We start from the raw sequence: 19,031 nt of genomic DNA on the forward strand, positions 1-19,031 counted from the left end.
GTGATTTTGTTGGGGCCGCTTCGCGCCCCAGCGCGAGCAAGCTCGCTCGCCACAGGAAGCTCGGCCTTCAATTACAGAACCTGGCGCAGGAACGCTTGGGCGCGCGGGTCTTTGGGCGCATCGAAGAACTCGGCCGGGGCCGCATCTTCGAGCAATTTGCCGTGGTCGAAGAACAGCACGCGGTCTGCCACTTCACGGGCAAAGCCCATCTCGTGGGTGACGCAGACCATGGTCATGCCTTCCAGGGCCAGGGTCTTCATCACGTCCAACACTTCGCCGACCATTTCCGGGTCCAGCGCCGAGGTGGGCTCATCAAACAGCATTACCTTGGGTTCCATGGCCAACGCACGGGCAATGGCTACCCGTTGTTGCTGGCCGCCGGACAAGCGTGATGGAAACTCGTTGGCCTTCTGCGCGATACCGACCTTTTCCAACAGTGCCAAAGCCTTGGCTTCACGCTCTTGCTTGCCGCGTTTGCGCACGACTTTTTGCGCCAGGCACAGGTTTTCCAGCACGGTCATGTGCGGGAACAAATTGAAGTGCTGGAACACCATGCCGACTTCACGGCGGTAGGCATTCACGTCGGTTTTCGGGTCGGCCAGTTGCAGGCCATCGATGCTCACCGAGCCCGAGTCGAACTCTTCCAGGCCGTTAAGGCAGCGCAGGAACGTGGACTTGCCTGAACCTGACGGGCCAATCACCACCAGCACTTCGCCCTTGGCGACTTGGGTGGTCACGTGGTCTACCGCGCGCACCACCTGGCCACGGGTGTCGAAGACTTTTACCAGATCGCGGACTTCAATCACTTTGCGCGAGCCTCCGCTCAAGCCGGCTGGCCATTTTCGACAGCGGCAGGTTGATCAGCAGGTACAGGCCTGCCACACAGAACAGGATTTCAAAGGGCGAGAACGAGGTGGTGATCACTTCACGACCACTTTTAAGCAGCTCGGTAATCGCGATCACCGAAACCAGCGAAGTGTCTTTCACCAGGCTGATAAATTGCCCAGCCAATGGCGGCAGCACGCGTTTGAACGCTTGCGGCAACACCACATGACGCATCGACTGGCTGGCGCTCAACCCCAGGGAACGGGCGGCCTCGTTCTGACCACGGGTGATGGACTGCACGCCGGCGCGGACGATTTCCGCCACATAGGCGCCGGTGAACAGCGACAACGCGGCAATACCGGCGAATTCGCGGGACAGGTTGAGCACCGTGCCGATGAAGAAGTAGAAAATAAAGATTTGCACCAACAGCGGCGTACCGCGCACCAGTTCGACGTAGATCGTCGACAGATCGCGCAAGGTCGGGTTGCTCGACAAACGGCATAAGCCGGTTGCCAGGCCAATCGCCAGGCCGAGGATTCCGGAGACCACCGACAACCACAAGGTCGTCCACAAGCCCCACATCAGCGGGCCCAGCGCCCAATGCCGGGTTACGCCAATAACATCGCCTTCGGCCACGTCATCGCCACGTGACACTTGCAGGCTGTTGTCGGCCACGGTCAGCTTTTGCTCGGCGCCTGCGTCGTTGCGCAAGGTGACTTCGGCCACATCGCCTTTGCGCACCAGCTCAATGACAGTGGAGATGTCGGCGGCGCGCTGGGAGGTTTCGGCCTGATAGGCGAAGTACTGCGGCACGCGGTTCCAGCGCCACTCGTAGGACATCAACGAGGTGGCGTAGTACAACGCGCCGGCCAGGCCAACCAGCACGACCACGGTCAGCAGGTGCCAGGGCCATTGGGCTTTTTTCTGTTTCATTTCACTTTCCGAAGATGTATCGCCTGGCATGCCGTCATCGCGGGCAAGCCCGCTCCCACAAGGGAACGCATTTCAACTGTGGGAGCTGGCTTGCCTGCGATGAAGTCGACTCGGTGTCAGCCCTTATTCCATGTCCTTGAGCCACTCGGAGCTCTTGAACCACTTGTCATGGATGCGATCGTAGGTGCCGTCGTTGCGGATCTGGTGCAGAAAGTTGTTGATATAGTTGAGGCTGTCGTAATCGCCTTTTTTCAGGCCGAACGCCAGGGGCTCGAAGGTGAAGGGTTCTTCCAGGAACACCAGCTTGCCATTACCGACTTTCTTCTCGGCGACCACGTTGTAAGGTGCGTCATACACAAAGGCATCGGCCTTGCCGTTGACCACGTCCAGCACGCCTTCCTGCTCGTTGTCATAGCCGTGGTACTTGGCTTTGGAGATCAGTTTCCTGGCAACCATCTCGCCGGTAGTGCCGAGCTTGGAGGTCAGGCGGTATTTCTCGTCGTTCAAATCTTTGTAGGACTTGATCGTGCCTTCCAGGTCCTTGCGAATCAGCAGGGTCTGGCCGACCACGATGAAGGGTTCGCTGAAGTTCAGGCGCAGGTTGCGTTCCTGAGTCAGGGTCATACCGCTGCCGATCATGTCGAACTTGCCGGTCAGGAAGGCTGGGATAATGCCGTCATAGCCGGTGGACACCAACTCCAGCTTGACGCCCATGGACTTGGCCATGGCCTTGAGAATGTCGACTTCAAAGCCGATGATTTCACCGCGCTTGTCGGTCATCTCGAACGGCATGTAGGTCGGGTCCATGCCGACTTTCAGCGTGCCGCGCTTGACCGCATCGTCGATGGCGCCCGCATGCGCCGCAGTGGCCGCGACCAGCGCGGTGACGCCGAGCATCAGCATCGAAAGATACTTTTTCATCATCAAGTCCCCTGAAAGATTCTTATAAGGCCGGCGCGCAAAAGGGCTGCACCCATTCGGGGTGCGATCCTAACCCACTCGTTGCCCGTCACAAAGGTTTCACGGGTAAATGTTATCGGCGCATGTCGCAAAAGCCCCACAATGGTGCATCACTGCGCAGGGGCTAGACACATCAGCGCAACAGGCCGGCAATTCATTGATGTGTAAGCAGTTATGACGCTTAGTCGATCTCCGCCATCCAGTCCGTGTCCTTGAACCACTTGTCGTGCAGCCGATCGTAGGTGCCATCCTGGGCAATTTGATTGAGGAAGTGGTTGATCCAGTTGAGGCTGTCGTAGTCGCCTTTTTTCAGGCCAAACGCCAGAGGCTCAAAGGTAAACGGCTGCTCAAGGGCAAAGAGCCGGTGGTTTTCCGGCCTGGCCAGCGCAATCAGGTTGTAGGGTGCGTCATGGACGAAGGCGTCGGCCTTGCCCTCGACCACTTGGCGCACGCCTTCTTCCGGCGTGGTAAAAGTGCTCAGGCGCGCCGCGCCCAAAAACCGCTGCGCAGCCGCTTCGCCGGTCGTGCCTTCAGTCGCGGCGATGCGGTAACCCGCCTCGTCGAGATCTTCGATGCTGGCAATCTTGCCGGCCAGGCTGGGGTTCAGCAGCACGGTCTGGCCGACCACAATAAAGGAGTCGCTGAAGTTCAGCTTGAGGTTGCGCTCCTGCGTCACCGTCATGCCGCTGCCGATCAGGTCGAACTTCTTCGCCATCAGCCCCGGCAACAACTCGGTATACGGCACCGCGACCAGTTCAAGCTCGACGCCCAACGCGCGGCTCATCGCCTGCAGCAAATCGATTTCGAAACCGACGATGCGGCCCTGCTTGTCCTTCATTTCAAAGGGCACATAGGTGGGCGTGGTGCCGACTTTAAGCACACCGCGTCGAACCGCCTCATCGAGGGCACCAGCGCTCAACCAGCCTGCGTAAATCAATGCGATGACGCCGCTCAGCACCGCCAAACAATACCTTTTGATCATTAATCCCCCTGCGACCTAGTCAATTTGGGGGCGATGCTACCCCAGCGACAGGCACGGCAATACGCTTCGAACAAAGGTCTTTTGTTTCGAAATAACAAGGGGTTAGCGTTACCAAGAAGATGTTCTAAACGCTGTAGGACCAGCGCATCTAACGCCCCCGAGGTGAGCCCTCGGGGGCGTCGGAATCAGGCCGGTTGGGCCTGGGAAGACAGCGGTTGCAGCGGCAGCAATGGCGCGTGCGGATCAGCCTTGACCGAAGCACGCCAGGCACCGAGCCACTCGGCGTGACCTTCAGTCCACACCTGCTGATGCAGGCGAGCCAAGGCTACCGGGTCGCTGAGCAATGCCAGGCGCTCGCCGTTGTTGAGGCCGGCGGGGCCGACTTTCAGCGCGTGGCGCACACGTTCCTGACGCAAGTGCTCGATGGGCTCCGCCTCACGGTGACGCGAGGTCGCCAGGGCGCAGGCCAGGGCGTTTTGCTGCGGGTCGACCACCGAGCGCACAAACCCGTCATTGAGGGCGTGCCAACGGTTTTCGTGGGTGTATTGCTCAGTCGACAGCAAAGCTTGCGGCGGGTTGTATTCCTCAGGGATCAGGAACAGGCTCTCGTCGCGAGACTTGAGGCCCAGCTTGACCCGGCTGGAGATCACCGACACCGGAATCGACAGCATCAGCGAGCCGACGATCGGAATCAGCCACCACAGGAAGCTTGGGTTCAACCACACCACCAACAGTGCCCACAGAAAGCCCAGCAGGGTCTGTGGACCGTGGCGCTTGACTGCCTCGCTCCATGGCGTGGAGTCGTCGTCACGCTGCGGCGAGTTCCAGGTCGCAGCCCAGCCCAGGAACGCGGCGAGCACGAAACGGGTGTGGAAGATCATGCGCACCGGCGCCAGCAGCATGGAGAACAGCATCTCCAGCAGCATCGACAAGGTCACCTTGAACTTGCCACCGAACTCTTTCGCGCCCTTGGCCCAGATCAGGATGATGCTGAGCAATTTAGGCAGGAACAACAGCACGATGGTGGTGGAGAACAGCGCCACCGCCTTGTCCGGGTGCCATTGTGGCCACAGCGGGTACAGCTGGCGTGGCGCCATGAAGTACTGCGGCTCCATCAAGGTGTTCACCGCCAGCAACGCCGTCGACAGCACCAGGAAGAAGAACCACAACGGCGCCGACAGGTAGGACATCACGCCGGTCAGGAACACCGCACGGTGCACCGGGTGCATGCCTTTGACCAGGAACAGGCGGAAGTTCATCAGGTTGCCGTGGCACCAGCGACGGTCACGCTTGAGTTCATCCAGCAGGTTCGGCGGCAGTTCTTCGTAGCTGCCCGGCAGGTCATAAGCAATCCACACGCCCCAGCCGGCACGGCGCATCAGCGCGGCTTCAACGAAGTCGTGGGAGAGGATCGCACCGGCAAACGCGCCTTTACCCGGCAACGGCGCCAGGGCGCAGTGCTCGATAAACGGCTTCATACGAATGATGGCGTTGTGACCCCAGTAGTGGGATTCACCCAACTGCCAGAAGTGCAGGCCAGCGGTAAACAGCGGGCCATAAACACGGGTGGCGAACTGCTGCATGCGCGCATACAGGGTGTCCATGCCCGACGCACGTGGCGCGGTCTGGATGATCCCGGCATCCGGCGTGGCTTCCATCAAGCGCACCAGGCTGGTGAGGCATTCACCACTCATCACGCTGTCGGCGTCGAGCACCACCATGTACTTGTATTCACCGCCCCAGCGACGGCAGAAGTCGTCGAGGTTGCCGCTCTTGCGCTTTACGCGACGGCGACGGCGGCGATAGAAGATCTTGCCGAAACCACCGGCTTCGCGGCACACATCAAGCCAGGCTTGCTGTTCAGCGATGCAGATATCGGCTTCGTTACTGTCGCTGAGCACGAAGAAATCGAAACGGTCCAGGTCGCCAGTGGCGGCTACCGATTCGAAAGTAGCGCGCAGGCCGGCAAATACCCGGGGCACGTCTTCGTTGCAGATCGGCATCACCAGCGCGGTGCGGGCATCCTTTGGAATCGGCTCGTCACCAGCACTTTTACCGGAGATCCGGTATTTATCGTGGCCGGTCAGCAGCTCCAGGAAGCCCATCAGCGCGGTCCAGAAACCGGCCGAGACCCAGCAGAACAGAATCCCGAACATGATCAGGATGCTGGTTTGCAAGGCGTAAGGCAGCACCTGGGTGGCCGTTTGCAGCAGGGTCTGGTTGCGGATTTCGTCGAAGTCGACCAGCGACCAGCCCTGGTACGGCATGATGCCTTTCATGTACCAGCCGGCCACAATGGTCTGGCCGAGCATCAGCACCAGCAGGATATAGCGACGGATCGAACCCACGGTACGCCAGCGTGCTGCCGGCAGTACGCGCTCATCCTTCGGCGGGGCCGGAGGGTTGGTGCGACCGGTCATCCGGCGCCAACCACGCACCAGGATATTGGTACGCCATGGCTCCGGCACCACTTTGGTCCGACGGATCGGCGGCGTGGCCTTCAGGCAAACCCGGCCGTTGGCGTCAAGCGCCAGCATCTCGGCGTCTTGCAGCTCTTCGGCGGTATTGAGCGTCAACCGGCGGCCGACCGAGGCTTGGGCGGCCTCGGTGGGTGCGTCGAAAGTCTTTGACGACAAGCGTTCGTGCAGCTCGCTGAAGGAGGTGCAGCCCGCCAGTTCGGCGCGCTGCTCTGCGGTCATCGGGAGGTGCGCCAGGTACTCGGACAGGGTCTCTGGCGTGGCTTGAGAATTACTCATCGGCAGGCAACTGATAGCTCCAGGTTTCGGTCAGGACGTGTTCGGTCTTTTCCGGCTCCGGATTGGCGGGGGCAGCCTCTGGCTGCTTGGCGTCCTTGTCTTTCGCTTCCTTGGCGTCTTTCCTGGCCTGTTTTTCGTGTTGCTTGGCCAGCAGCTTGTCGGCCTTGAGCACCTGGGTCGAAACCTTCTCAGGCTCAGGCTTCACGATGTCCTCAACCAGCGCGGCACGCATTTCGGTGGGCTTGCCTGCGTCCTTGATCTTCATGCGCAGGGTCAGGCGCCAGCCTTTGGTGTGCTCGTTGTAGCGCACGCTGTTTTCAACGATTTCGGCGTTGTCGCCCACGCTCACCTGGCTACGTACTGGCGCATCCGGTGGCAGGTTCTTCAGGGACGGGCCTTCGAAGTCCACCAGGTAGGCCACACTGCCGTCAGGCTGGCGGATCAGGTTGGATTGCTTCACGTCACCGGTGGAGCGCAAGGTCTGCTTGACCCAGGCGCTGTCGGCCGGGTGCAGGTCTTTCTCGTCCATGGTCCAGTGCAGGCGGTAGCTGACGTCCAGCGGCTCGCCGACTTTCGGCAGCTCGGCCGGGCTCCAGAACGCAACGATGTTGTCGTTGGTTTCGTCGGCGGTCGGAATCTCTACCAGGTCGACAGAACCCTTGCCCCAGTCGCCTTCAGGTTCGATCCAGGCGCTTGGGCGCTTGTCGTAGTTGTCGTCCAGGTCTTCGTAGTGGCTGAAGTCGCGGCCACGTTGCAGCAGGCCGAAACCACGCGGGTTTTCAACGGCGAAGTTGCTGACCGACAGGTGTTTAGGGTTGTTCAGAGGGCGCCAGATCCACTCGCCATTGCCGGCATGGATCGACAGGCCGCTGGAATCGTGCAATTCACGACGGTAGTTGAGCACCTTGGACGGCTGGTTTGCGCCGAACAAGTACATGCTGGTCAGCGGGGCGATGCCCAGCTTGCTGACCTTGTCACGCAGGAACATCTGGGATTTGACGTCGACAATGGTGTCGGTGCCCGGGCGCAGGGTCAGGCGATAGGCGCCGGTTGCGCGTGGCGAGTCCAGCAGGGCGAAGATCACCAGCTGTTTCTCGCCCGGTTTTGGGCGCTCAATCCAGAACTCGGTGAAACGCGGGAATTCTTCACCGGACGGCAATGCAGTGTCGATCGCCATGCCACGGGCCGACAGGCCATAGGCCTGGCCTTTGCCGACGACGCGGAAGTAGCTGGCGCCGAGCATGGTCATGATTTCGTCTTGCTTGTCGGCCTTGTTGATCGGGTACAGCACACGGAAACCGGCATAACCCAGCTGTTCGGTGGCTTTAGGATCAAATTTCACGTCGCCGAAATCGAAACGATTTGGGTCGTACTTGATTTCCTGGACGCTGTCGGCGGTCACTTCGTTGATTTTCACCGGCGTGTCAAAGTGCATGCCCTGGTGATAGAAGGACAGCTTGAATGGCGTGTTCTGATCGGCCCACTCGGCTTTTTCGTTGCGGAAACGAATCTTCTGATAGTCCGCGAATTTCATTTCGCGAAATTCGTTCGGCAGATTGCTGCGCGGAGCTTCGTATTTCTGCCCGGCCAGCTCTTTTGCCTTGGCCGACACATCATCCAGACTGAATGCCCACAGTTGACCCGCCCCGAACAGGCAAAACAGGGCAGAGCCCGTTACCAGTGCGTTTCGTAACCGTTTGGCAGACAATTTTGGTGCATTACAGGGACTAACAATCACGAGCAACCCTCGCCGAAAACAGATCAAAAAACCAACGGCCAGCTATCTATATGCCAGGTTGGCGAGCATTGTTCCGACTCCTCTGGGTCAAAATGATTCCCCAAAGGCCGTCGGACAAGTCTCTACCTAAGTCAAAAATGGACCAATTTACGCTGATCCCCATAGCGCGCGATTATCTAGTAGCCCGCGAAACAACGCATCAGGGACAACGAAGTATTTGTAGCGAAACCCTGCGTTTTTAGGCATTAAAGTCGTTTTTAATACATTCATGTCTGTAAGAGGAAGGTCACAGGGCCATCATTGACCAAATGCACCTGCATATCAGAGCCAAAACGCCCCGATGCCACCTTGCCATGCAATTGTTGCGCTTGTAACAACAAGTGTTCAAAAAGCGCGGCTCCCAGGGCCGGTGGGGCCGCTGTGGAGAAGCTGGGCCGCAACCCGCTTTTGGTGTCCGCCGCCAGGGTGAACTGCGATACCAGCAGCAAACCACCGCCAATGTCCTTCAAGGACAGGTTCATCTTGCCCTCATCGTCGCTGAACACCCGATAGTTAAGCAGCTTGTGCAACAGTTTGTCGGCACTCTCGGGCGTATCTGAAGGTTCCACGGCGACCAGCACCAGTAATCCCTGGTCTATCGAGCCTACGACTTCACCCGCCACCTCGACCCGGGCGCCACGCACCCGTTGCAACAGGCCCTTCATGCTTCTTCTGGCGGCAGATCAAGCAGGCGCCGTGCCATCTCGCCGGTCGCACGCACCAACGCATCGGTGATGCCCGGCTCGGATGCCGCATGGCCAGCCTCGCGAATCACCTGCAGCTCACTGTTGGGCCAGGCCTGATGCAGCTCCCAGGCGTTGTCCAGCGGGCAGATCATATCGTAGCGGCCATGGATGATGACGCCAGGCAGATGGGCGATCTTGTGCATATCGCGAATCAGCTGGTTGGGCTCCAGGAAAGAGTTATTGGTGAAGTAGTGGCACTCGATACGCGCAATCGACAGGGCGCGCTGCGGCTCGGAAAAACGCTCGACGTGCTGAGGGCTCGGGCACAGGCCGAGCATGCGCCCTTCCCAGCCGGACCAGGCTTTGGCTGCGTGCATCTGGGCGATCTGGTCGTTGCCGGTGAGGCGCTTGTGGTAGGCGGCAACCATGTCGTGGCGCTCGTCCGCCGGGATCGGGGCAAGGTAGTCCTGCCAGTAATCCGGGAACATGCGGCTCGCGCCTTCCTGGTAGAACCAGTGAATATCCTGCGGGCGGGCCAGGAAGATGCCGCGCAGGATCAAACCATGCACACGCTCAGGGTGGCTTTGCGCATAGGCCAGCGACAGGGTCGAGCCCCAGGAACCACCAAACAGCACCCATTTGTCGATGCCCAGGTGTTCGCGGATGCGCTCGAGGTCGGCGACCAGATCCCAGGTGGTGTTGTTTTCAAGACTCGCGCGCGGCGTGGAACGCCCGCAGCCACGCTGGTCGAAGGTAACGATGCGGTACAGGTTCGGGTCGAAATAGCAGCGGCTCTGGGCATCGCAACCGGAGCCGGGGCCGCCATGGATGAAGACGACAGGCAAACCTTCGGGGGAGCCACTTTCATCGACGTACAGCGTGTGGGTGTCATCGACTGCCAGATCGTGCCGGGCGTAGGGTTTGATCTGCGGGTACCAAGTCTGCATTGCGCGCTCCATAGGGTGTCGGGTTCATCCCTGAGGGGACGTCTATTATTCTTGCCGTCTGGCATCATAAACCCGAATTGTGCAATGAGCATGTCCTTGAATACTTAGACCTGTGTCAGCCCTTCGCTCCTGAGGTAATGCAGCAGATAGTTATAAAGCTGATCCACCTCCGGGGCCTGGCCGCGTGCGCGCAAGCAACCGTGAACCAGACCTTTGCCGGGATACAGCACGGCGGGCACACCGGCCTGTTGCAGCCGTTCGGCATAGAGCATGCCGTCATCGCGCAACGGGTCGAACTGGGCCACGGCGATCAACGCCTTGGGCAAGCCGCCGAAATACTCGGCCAACAAAGGCATGGCATAGGCCGATGGCGTGCGCGCAGCATGCAGGTACATTGCCAGGTAGCAGTCGGTGTCGGCAGTACTGAGCAGCGGCGCGTCCATGCAGTCACGCCGCGAGGGCAAATCGGCAGGCCCGCCCAGGCCGGGGTAAATCAGCACCTGGGCCACGGGCAGCGACTGGCCGTCGTCGCGCAGCCCCAGGCACAGCGCCGCCGCCAGATTGCCGCCCGCGCTGTCGCCCATCACCACCAGGCGTTGCAGGTTGATGGTGTGCGGCCCCTGCGCGGCCTGGATTGCCTGCCATACGGCGCGACAGTCTTGGTAGGCCGCCGGGAACGGGTACTCCGGCGCCAGACGGTAGTCGATGGCGATCACCAGGACCTGCAACGCGCTCGCCAGTTCGAAACAGATAAAGTCGTGGGAGTCCAACCCGCCGACCACCCAGCCGCCACCGTGCATATAAAGGAGACAGGGCCAGCCCTCCGTCGGCGCTGGCGCCGTGGGTAGGTAACTGCGCACGCCTACACCGCCCAGGGAAAAGTCCGACAGTTGCAGCCCTTCAGGCTTCGGTGGCGTGAAGGCCTGGCACATACGGTCGTAGTTATGGCGCAAGCCCGCCAGCGAAGAGTCGTCACTGGTGAAGGATTCGGTTTTGGCGATGAAGGCGGCAAGCTGCGCTGAAATCGGATACATGCTCAATATCCCTGAGAATGGAGATCTAAACGTGGGAGCTGGCTTGCCTGCGATAGCAGTGTGTCAGTCACCTCTTCATTCACTGATACACCGCTATCGCAGGCCAGTCGAATCGTCGCACCGCAGCTCCCGCATTTTTTGCCCGGCGGTGTTTTCAGGGTTTGAGGCTGGCCTGCACTGCCGCCACGCCATCGCTGCCATCAAACGCCTTGACCCCGGCCAACCAGCGCTGCAAATCCTCTGGGTGGTCACGCAACCATTGCCTGGCCACCTCCTGCGGCGACTGGCGCTCCATGATCGGCACCATCAACTGGCTTTCCTGGGCGGCGGTGAAGGTCAGGTTTGCCAGCAGGCGGTTGGCGTTAGGGCAGCGTTCGCCAAAGTCCGGCGCGGTGACGGTGGAAACCGTGGCGCGACCTTCGTTCGGGCCGAACACATCTTCACTGCCGGTGAGGTAGGCCATTTTCATATTGATGTTCATCGGGTGCGGGGTCCAGCCGACGAACACCACGAACTCCTTGCGGTTCACCGCTCGCTGCACCGCTGCGAGCATGCCCGCTTCACCGGAAGCTACCAGTTTGAAGCCGCCCAGGCCGAAATGGTTGGTGTCGATCATCTTTTGGATATCGGTATTGGCGCCACTGCCCGGCTCGATGCCGTAGATCTTGCCGCCCAACTTGTCCTTGAAGCGGGCGATGTCGGCAAACGTCTTCAGCCCGGCATCCGCCACGTATTGCGGCACGGCCAGGGTGGCTTGGGCGTCGGCGAGGCTGGGCGTGTCGAACACCTTGACCTGCTTGGCGGCCAGGAACGGCGAGATGTTGTTATCCATCGCCGGTTTCCAGTAGCCGAGGAAGATATCCAGGCGTTTGTCGCGGATGCCGGCAAAAATGATCTGCTGCACCGCGCTGGTCTGCTTGCTGTCGTAGCCCAGGCCATTGAGCAGCACGTCGGCCATGCCTGAGGTAGCGATGACGTCGGTCCAGCTGACCACGCCCATGCGGATGGTTTTACAGGATGCAGGTTCTGCGGCCATGGCGTTGGCGCTGATCAAAGCCGCGCCGGTGAGGATCAACAACAGTCTTTTCATGGATGAGGTCTCACTGGGCAGCTTTTATTGTGGGAAGTGGCGTCTGGTGCGCCGTACCCACAACCTTACCCAGCGGAACCTGTGCTGACACGAACTGTGGCGACCGGCAGTTGCACTGGGGCGACCCGGAAGGCCCCATCGCAGGCAAGCCAGCTCCCACATTTTGATCTGTGAATACATCCAAATGTGGGAGCTGGCTTGCCTGCGATAGCGATATCAGCCGTAGCGCTTCTGCCCCCAGGCTAACAACCCTTCCAGCAACTGCTTCAACACAACCTGGGTCGGCGCAGCCAAATCAGGGCGATACCGGAACGGCTCAACCTCTTCCATATACGTGCTCTGGCACAGTTCCAACTGCACCGCATGAATATCCTGCGCCGGGTCGCCATAGTGGCGAGTGATATGCCCGCCCTTGAAGCGCCCGTTCAGCACATGGGTGAACTGCGGATGCTGAGCGCAGATGCCTTCCAGCTGGCTGGCCAGCTCGGGGTCACACGCCGCGCCGTTGAAGGTGCCGAGGTTGAAGTCCGGCAGCTTGCCGTCGAACAGGTGCGGGATTACCGAGCGGATCGAGTGCGCATCAAACAGCAAGGCGTAGCCGAACTCGGCCTTGAGGCGCGCCAGCTCTTCTTGCAGGGTGCGGTGGTACGGGCCCCAGATTTTTTGCAGGTAGGTTACGCGTTCTTCTTCGGACGGCACCTGCCCTTCACGGAACAACGGCACGCCATCGAACAGGGTCGCCGGGTACAGCCCGGTGGTGGCGCCGGCGTAGAGCGGTTTGTCGTCGGACGGCCGGTTCAGGTCAATCACAAACCGCGAGTACTCGGCCGACAAGGTGCTGGCGCCCAATGCCTCGGCAAAGTCATACAGCGTGGGGATGTGCCAGTCGGTGTCCGGCAGGCTTTGCGCCTCGGGGATCAGCCCGGCTTCGACCGCAGGCGTCAGGCGCAACCCCGCGTGGGGCATGCTGATCAGCAGCGGCACACGGCCTTGTTTGAAACTCAGAACCTTATCCACAACAATACTCCTCAGACGGTGACGTCGACGCCATGGCGCACGACGCGTTTATCCAGCTCGCCGCCCAGCCAGTAAGCCAGGTCGGCGGGGCGATCAATCTGCCAGGCGACGAAATCCGCGACCTTGCCCACTTCCAGCGAACCGTGGGTGTCACCCATGCCCAGCGCGGTGGCCGCATGTTGCGTGGCGCCGGCCAAGGCTTCTTCCGGGGTCATGCGGAACAGGGTGCAGGCCATGTTCAGCATCAGGCGTACCGACAGCGCCGGCGAGGTGCCGGGGTTGAGGTCACTGGCGATGGCGATTTTCACGCCGTGCTTGCGCAGCGCATCCATCGGCGGCAACTGGGTTTCACGCAGGAAGTAGAACGCGCCCGGCAGCAACACCGCGACAGTGCCGGACGCGGCCATGGCGATGGCGTCTTCTTCGGTCATGAACTCCAGGTGGTCCGCCGACAGTGCGTGGTAACGCGCCGCCAGGCTGGAGCCGTGCAAAGAGGACAACTGCTCGGCGTGCAGTTTCACCGGCAAGCCCAACTGCTGGGCGACCTTGAATACACGCTCCACTTGTTCGGTGGAAAACGCCAGGTACTCACAGAAGGCGTCTACCGCATCCACCAGCCCTTCGGCCGCGAGCGCCGGGAGCATCTCGGTGCAGATGTGGTCGATGTAGTCGTCAGCGCGATCCTTGTACTCCGGCGGCAGCGCGTGAGCCGCCAGGCACGTGGCGCGCACGCTCACCGGCAGCACCTGGCCAAGGCGCCGCGCAACCCGCAGCATCTTGCGCTCGTTGGCCAGGTCCAGGCCGTAGCCGGACTTGATCTCCACCGTGGTCACGCCGTCACGCAGCAAACTGCGCAGGCGCTTTTCAGCGCTGGCAAACAATTCATCTTCCGTGGCGGCACGGGTGGCGCGCACGGTGCTGGCAATACCGCCGCCCTTGGCGGCGATTTCGGCGTAGCTCACGCCTTCAAGACGCTGCTCGAATTCACCGCTGCGATTGCCGCCGAACACCGTGTGGGTGTGGCAGTCGATCAGCCCGGGGGTGACCCACGCGCCTTGCAGGTCATGCACCTGGGCGTAATCCGCCACTGGCGCCTGGCTGCGGGGGCCGATCCACTCGATCAGCGAACCCGCGGTGACCATGGCGGCATCCTCGATGATCGAGTATTTGCCCTGGGCCATAGTTGCGACGTGGCAGTGTTGCCAAAGCGTTTTCATCAACGCCTCCCTAAGTTATCGATGAGACAAAGCCGGGTCGTAATGGACCTTGGCCCCCTGCCCGGCAGCGGGCTTGACCCACAGCAGGTAGGCGAGGACCAGCAACACGATCCAGACGGCGCCGACCAGCAAAGCGGCCTGGGTGTCCGGGAAGTAACCCAGCACGCCAAACACGAACAGCATGAACACAATGGCCGCCGCTGGCGCATACGGCCAGAACGGCACCGGGAATTTCAGTTCGGCCACCTGTTCCCTGGTCATCGAGCGGCGCATGGCAACCTGGGTAAACAGGATCATCAGCCACACCCACACGGTGGCGAAAGTGGCAATCGAGGCGATCAACAGGAACACGTTTTCCGGGATCAGGTAGTTGAGCACCACGCCGCCGAGCAACGACGCGCCCATTACCAGTACGGTCATCCACGGCACGCCTTGCTTGGACAGCTGCGCAAAACCCTTGGGCGCCTGCCCTTGCTGGGCCAGGCCATACATCATGCGGCCGGCGCCAAAAATGTCGCTGTTGATGGCCGAGACGGCGGCCGAGATCACCACGATATTGAGGATGGTCGCTGCCGAGCCGATGCCAAGGTTGCTGAAGATCTGCACGAACGGACTGCCCTGGCTGCCAATCTGTGGCCACGGGTAGATGGCCATCAGCACAAACAGGGTCAGCACGTAAAACAGCAGGATGCGCAGCGGCACCGCATTGATCGCCTTGGGGATCACGCGCTGCGGGTCTTTGGCTTCACCGGCGGTGATGCCGATGATTTCGATGCCGCCAAACGCAAACATCACCACCGCGAACGAGGCGATCAGGCCGCCAATGCCGTTAGGCATGAAGCCGCCGTGGGCCCACAGGTTGCTCAAGCCGCTGGCCTGGGTTTCGCCAGCAGAATGAATGCCAAACAGCATGATGCCAAAGCCGCCGAGGATCATCGCCACAATCGCGCCGACCTTGAGCAGCGACAGCCAGAACTCCATTTCGCCAAACACTTTGACGTTGCACAGGTTCAGGCCGCCGATCAAAAACACGATACCCAGCACCCAGACCCAACGCGCGACCTCGGGAAACCAGAAGCCCATGTAGATGCCAAAGGCGGTGACGTCGGCGAGGCAGACGATGATCATTTCAAATGCGTAGGTCCAGCCGAGCACAAACCCGGCCATAGGCCCCAGGTAGGTGCTGGCGTACTGGCCGAAGGAGCCTGACACCGGATTGTGCACGGCCATTTCACCGAGAGCACGCATCACCATGAACACGGCAGCGCCGCCGATCAGGTAGGCCAGCAGCACGGCAGGGCCGGCCATTTGGATGGCAGAGGCGGAACCATAGAACAACCCGGTGCCGATCGCGGAACCGAGTGCCATGAAGCGAATATGTCGGGCGCTCAACCCGCGTTTCAAACCCTTTTCTTGCTGGTGCATTTCTCGTCCCTATTATTTTTATGAGGAGAAGATCGTTCCCACGCTCCGCGTGGGAACACATCCTGTGACGCTCCGCGTCACGACTCTTAAAGCGGACGCGGAGCGTCCAGGGCAACATTCCCACGCAGAGCGTGGGAACGATCGTATGTCAGTCACACATGTTTCAACTGACAGATAGCTATCGCAGGCAAGCCAGCTCCCACACTGGGTTGCGTTGCGGTTACAAGCTCGGCAGGAGCTTGGCCGGCACCAGCTCATTCAGGCAGCGGCTGGCGAGCAGTTCGCTGGCGGCATTGATGTCCGGGGCAAAGAAGCGGTCCTTCTCATAAAACGCCACTTTGTCGCGCAGGATCCCGCGGGCTTTTTCCAGCTTGGTCGAAGTCTTCAAGCCATCGCGCAGGTCCAGGCCCTGGCATGCCGCCAGCCACTCAACCGCGAGTACACCACGGGTATTTTCAGCCATTTCCCACAAACGCTTGCCCGCAGCCGGAGCCATGGACACGTGGTCTTCCTGGTTGGCCGACGTCGGCAGGCTGTCCACGCTATGAGGATGCGCCAGCGCCTTGTTCTCACTGGCGAGCGCCGCAGCGGTGACCTGGGCGATCATGAAACCGGAGTTCACCCCGCCATTGCCGACCAAAAACGGCGGCAGTTGCGACATGTGCTTGTCCATCATCAACGAGATACGACGCTCGCTCAGCGAGCCGATTTCGGCGATGGCCAGCGCCATGTTGTCGGCAGCCATGGCCACCGGCTCGGCGTGGAAGTTACCGCCGGAAATCACGTCGCCCTCGGCAGCAAATACCAGCGGGTTATCCGACACGGCGTTGGCCTCTACCACCAGCACGTCGGCAGCCTGGCGGAACTGGGTCAGGCAGGCGCCCATGACTTGCGGCTGGCAACGCAGGGAATACGGGTCTTGCACCTTGTCGCAGTTCTGGTGCGACTGGGACACCTGGCTGCTCTCGCCGAGCAGGTCGCGATAAGCCGCGGCCGCGTCGATCTGACCACGCTGGCCACGGGCGGCATGGATACGTGCATCAAACGGCGAGCGCGAGCCCAATACCGCTTCCACGGTGAGGGCACCGCACGCCAGCGCACCGGCGAACAGGTCTTCGCCTTCGAACAGGCCGCGCAAGGCATAAGCGGTGGATACCTGGGTGCCGTTCAGCAGCGCCAGGCCTTCTTTGGCCGCCAGCGTCAGCGGCGTCAGGCCGGCAACTTTCAGCGCTTCGGTGGCTTCCAACCATTCGCCCTTGTAGCGCGCCTTGCCTTCGCCCAGCAGCACCAGCGACATATGCGCCAATGGCGCCAAGTCGCCGGAAGCACCGACCGAACCTTTGAGCGGAATGTGCGGGTACACCTCGGCGTTGATCAGTGCGATCAGCGCGTCGATCACCTGGCGACGAATGCCGGAGAACCCACGGCTCAGGCTGTTGACCTTGAGCACCATGACCAGCCGCACCAGCGCGTCGCTGATCGGCTCACCGACGCCGGCGGCGTGGGACAGCACCAGGGAACGCTGGAGGTTTTCCAGGTCTTCACTGGCAATGCGGGTCGAGGCCAGCAGGCCAAAACCGGTGTTGATGCCGTAGGCGGTGCGGTTCTCGGCGAGAATCTGCTCCACGCAGGCCACACTGGCTTCGATCTGCGCCGTGGCGCTGTCATCCAGAGTGAGGGTTACCGGCTGCTGGTAGATGGCTCGCAGTTGGGCAAGGCTCAGTTGGCCTGGAATCAAATTTAGCGCAGTCACATTCATGCTCCTTTGAATTGTTCTTTTGAATAAGTGTTTAGTGCAAATGGGGAATTGCTGAGCGCAGCAAAGCGGTGTCTTTGAGCAGCGCGGCGGTGGCGGCAATATCTGGCGCCAACCAACGGTCTTGTTCGTAAGGTGCGACCTTTTCGCGTAGCAGACGCCAGGCGCTGTCAGTACCCGCGCCGAAACGCTGGCCCTTCAAAAACTCGAACGCCTGGGCTGCCAGCAGGTACTCGATGGCGAGAATCTGCGTGACGTTGGCCAACAGCTGATGCAGCTTGAGCGCGGCATTGGTGCCCATGCTCAGGTGGTCTTCCTGCAGGCCCGAGGTAACGAAATTGTCGAGCACCGCCGGTTGCGCCAGCTGACGGTTTTGCCCGCACAGCGAGGCGGCGACGTACTGCACGATCATCATCCCGGAGTTGACCCCAGGGTTGCTGACCAGGAACGCCGGCAAACCACTGACGTGCGGGTTGATCAGGCGGTCCAGGCGACGCTCGGCCACCGAGCCGATTTCGGCCATGGCGATGGCGAGCATGTCGGCCGCCAGCGCCACAGACTGCCCATGCGGGTTGGCCTGGGACACCACGCGGTAGTTGTCCGGCGTGCCGAGCACCAGCGGGTTGTCGGTGGCACTGTTGAGTTCGGTCTCGATCTGGCGCGTGGCGTGTTCAACCTGATCACGCGCCGCACCGTGAATCTGCGGGATCGAGCGGATGCTCAGCGCGTCCTGGGTGCGGATGCCTTTGCTGCTGGCGATCACTTCACTGCCGTCAAGCAAGGCACGCAGGTTGATGCCGACTTGCTGCATGCCTGGGTGTGGCTTGAGGGCGATGATGGCTTCGTCAAAGGCGTCGATCTGACCACGCTGGGCTTCGAAACTCATGGCGCCGATCACGTCGGCCCATTGCAGCAGGTGATTCGCGTCGGCCAGGGCCAGGCAGCTCAGGCCGGTCATGCACGGCGTGCCATTGACCAGGCACAGGCCGTCTTTGGCGCCGAGCACCACAGGTTGTAAACCTTCGGCTTTTAAGGCGGCTTGCGCCGTCACGATCTGGCCGCGATAGCTCACATCGCCAACCCCGAGCAAGGCCACGCCAATGTGGGCCATGTGAGTCAGGTAGCCCACCGAGCCCTGGGACGGCACTTGCGGCGTGATGCCATGGTTGAGCAGCGCCAGCAACGAATGCACCACCTGCGGGTGCAGGCCGGATTTGCCGTGGCTGTAGTTGATGATGGCTGCGCAGATGATCGCGCGGGTCTGTTCGTCGCTCAGCAGCGGCCCGACGCCACAGGCGTGGCTCAGCAGTGTGTTGCGCGACAACTGGCTGAGTTGTTCACCCTTGAGCGACACATTGCACAGCGCGCCCAGGCCGGTATTCACACCATAGGCGCGTTCGCCGCTGGTGACGATGCGTTGCACGATGGCCTGGGCATTGTCGATACGCGCCCAGGCGTGGCCCGAGAGTTCGAGCACGGCGCCGTGGCGGGCGACGGCGACCACGTCCTGCCAACGCAGTGGAGCGTCGGCGATGATGATTTTTGTTGCCTGGGACATCTTCATACCTTCTTCAATGCTTGTGCAGCTTCACTGGCCCTATCGCAGGCAAGCCAGCTCCCACATTT

General features: G+C 61.0%; 14 protein-coding genes and 1 pseudogene. All 15 read right to left on the minus strand.

What is annotated here, in order from left to right; translation table 11 throughout:
• Positions 1-71: 71 nt before the first annotated feature.
• The 15 genes and pseudogenes from GIW48_RS24630 to GIW48_RS24700 all read right to left on the minus strand — a co-directional run bounded on the left by GIW48_RS24630 (position 72) and on the right by GIW48_RS24700 (position 18,963).
• Positions 72-806 (minus strand): amino acid ABC transporter ATP-binding protein, encoded by a 735-nt coding sequence (locus GIW48_RS24630; protein WP_017138597.1) that lies wholly within the window; start codon positions 804-806, stop codon positions 72-74.
• A complete protein-coding gene (locus GIW48_RS24635) occupies positions 799-1,758 on the minus strand; it encodes an amino acid ABC transporter permease (RefSeq protein ID WP_017138598.1) in 960 nt (319 codons plus the stop codon). The genes GIW48_RS24630 and GIW48_RS24635 overlap by 8 nt, the downstream gene beginning before the upstream one ends.
• Before the next feature lie 123 nt (positions 1,759-1,881).
• Entirely contained in the window at positions 1,882-2,679 is a 798-nt protein-coding gene (locus GIW48_RS24640; RefSeq protein WP_056860639.1) for a transporter substrate-binding domain-containing protein, read from the minus strand.
• 220 nt (positions 2,680-2,899) lie between these two features.
• Positions 2,900-3,700: a transporter substrate-binding domain-containing protein gene (locus tag GIW48_RS24645; RefSeq protein WP_138452866.1), complete on the minus strand. Its 801-nt coding sequence runs from the start codon at positions 3,698-3,700 to the stop codon at positions 2,900-2,902.
• Positions 3,701-3,880: 180 nt separating this feature from the next.
• A pseudogene (gene mdoH, locus GIW48_RS24650) lies at positions 3,881-6,456 on the minus strand (glucans biosynthesis glucosyltransferase MdoH); the annotation flags it as partial.
• Positions 6,449-8,137 carry a glucan biosynthesis protein G gene (locus GIW48_RS24655; RefSeq protein ID WP_170039139.1) on the minus strand — a complete coding sequence of 563 codons (1,689 nt, stop codon included), beginning with the start codon at positions 8,135-8,137 and terminating at the stop codon, positions 6,449-6,451. The gene GIW48_RS24655 and the pseudogene mdoH, both read right to left, overlap by 8 nt.
• 323 nt (positions 8,138-8,460) lie before the next feature.
• Positions 8,461-8,898, minus strand: coding sequence for a D-aminoacyl-tRNA deacylase (gene dtd, locus GIW48_RS24660; protein WP_236461247.1), 438 nt, complete (start codon positions 8,896-8,898; stop codon positions 8,461-8,463).
• Positions 8,895-9,866, minus strand: a complete 972-nt coding sequence (gene pip, locus GIW48_RS24665; protein ID WP_017138604.1) for a prolyl aminopeptidase — start codon at positions 9,864-9,866, stop codon at positions 8,895-8,897. Before pip ends, dtd begins: the two co-directional genes overlap by 4 nt.
• Positions 9,867-9,970: 104 nt before the next feature.
• Positions 9,971-10,900, minus strand: a complete 930-nt coding sequence (locus tag GIW48_RS24670; protein ID WP_236461250.1) for an alpha/beta hydrolase — start codon at positions 10,898-10,900, stop codon at positions 9,971-9,973.
• A gap of 154 nt (positions 10,901-11,054) precedes the next feature.
• Complete coding sequence (locus GIW48_RS24675; RefSeq protein WP_170039045.1) at positions 11,055-11,990, minus strand: choline ABC transporter substrate-binding protein; 936 nt, start codon at positions 11,988-11,990, stop codon at positions 11,055-11,057.
• Positions 11,991-12,206: 216 nt separating this feature from the next.
• A complete protein-coding gene (gene hutG / locus GIW48_RS24680) occupies positions 12,207-13,007 on the minus strand; it encodes an N-formylglutamate deformylase (protein WP_017138607.1) in 801 nt (266 codons plus the stop codon).
• Positions 13,008-13,018: 11 nt separating this feature from the next.
• The gene (gene hutI / locus GIW48_RS24685; protein ID WP_017138608.1) at positions 13,019-14,224 is read right to left on the minus strand and encodes an imidazolonepropionase; all 1,206 of its coding nucleotides are present in this window, start codon (positions 14,222-14,224) and stop codon (positions 13,019-13,021) included.
• Positions 14,225-14,239: 15 nt separating this feature from the next.
• Positions 14,240-15,649 (minus strand): amino acid permease, encoded by a 1,410-nt coding sequence (locus tag GIW48_RS24690; RefSeq protein ID WP_017138609.1) that lies wholly within the window; start codon positions 15,647-15,649, stop codon positions 14,240-14,242.
• A gap of 220 nt (positions 15,650-15,869) precedes the next feature.
• Complete coding sequence (hutH, locus tag GIW48_RS24695; protein WP_017138610.1) at positions 15,870-17,408, minus strand: histidine ammonia-lyase; 1,539 nt, start codon at positions 17,406-17,408, stop codon at positions 15,870-15,872.
• A 31-nt stretch (positions 17,409-17,439) separates the two neighbouring features.
• A complete protein-coding gene (locus tag GIW48_RS24700; protein WP_236461252.1) occupies positions 17,440-18,963 on the minus strand; it encodes an HAL/PAL/TAL family ammonia-lyase in 1,524 nt (507 codons plus the stop codon).
• Positions 18,964-19,031 lie beyond the last annotated feature (68 nt).

The sequence above is a fragment of the Pseudomonas sp. PA-6-3C genome (genome assembly GCF_021605825.1).
In the GTDB taxonomy this organism is placed as follows: Bacteria; Pseudomonadota; Gammaproteobacteria; order Pseudomonadales; family Pseudomonadaceae; genus Aquipseudomonas; species Aquipseudomonas edaphica.

What these genes read in the sequence shown, in the direction of transcription:
- GIW48_RS24635 (WP_017138598.1), bottom strand. Translation starts at nt 1,758, where the DNA reads ATGAAACAGAAAAAAGCCCAATGGCCCTGGCACCTGCTGACCGTGGTC.
- GIW48_RS24640 (WP_056860639.1), bottom strand. Translation starts at nt 2,679, where the DNA reads ATGAAAAAGTATCTTTCGATGCTGATGCTCGGCGTCACCGCGCTGGTC.
- GIW48_RS24645 (WP_138452866.1), bottom strand. Translation starts at nt 3,700, where the DNA reads ATGATCAAAAGGTATTGTTTGGCGGTGCTGAGCGGCGTCATCGCATTG.
- dtd (WP_236461247.1), bottom strand. Translation starts at nt 8,898, where the DNA reads ATGAAGGGCCTGTTGCAACGGGTGCGTGGCGCCCGGGTCGAGGTGGCG.
- pip (WP_017138604.1), bottom strand. Translation starts at nt 9,866, where the DNA reads ATGCAGACTTGGTACCCGCAGATCAAACCCTACGCCCGGCACGATCTG.
- GIW48_RS24670 (WP_236461250.1), bottom strand. Translation starts at nt 10,900, where the DNA reads ATGTATCCGATTTCAGCGCAGCTTGCCGCCTTCATCGCCAAAACCGAA.
- GIW48_RS24675 (WP_170039045.1), bottom strand. Translation starts at nt 11,990, where the DNA reads ATGAAAAGACTGTTGTTGATCCTCACCGGCGCGGCTTTGATCAGCGCC.
- hutI (WP_017138608.1), bottom strand. Translation starts at nt 14,224, where the DNA reads ATGAAAACGCTTTGGCAACACTGCCACGTCGCAACTATGGCCCAGGGC.
- GIW48_RS24690 (WP_017138609.1), bottom strand. Translation starts at nt 15,649, where the DNA reads ATGCACCAGCAAGAAAAGGGTTTGAAACGCGGGTTGAGCGCCCGACAT.
- hutH (WP_017138610.1), bottom strand. Translation starts at nt 17,408, where the DNA reads ATGAATGTGACTGCGCTAAATTTGATTCCAGGCCAACTGAGCCTTGCC.
- GIW48_RS24700 (WP_236461252.1), bottom strand. Translation starts at nt 18,963, where the DNA reads ATGTCCCAGGCAACAAAAATCATCATCGCCGACGCTCCACTGCGTTGG.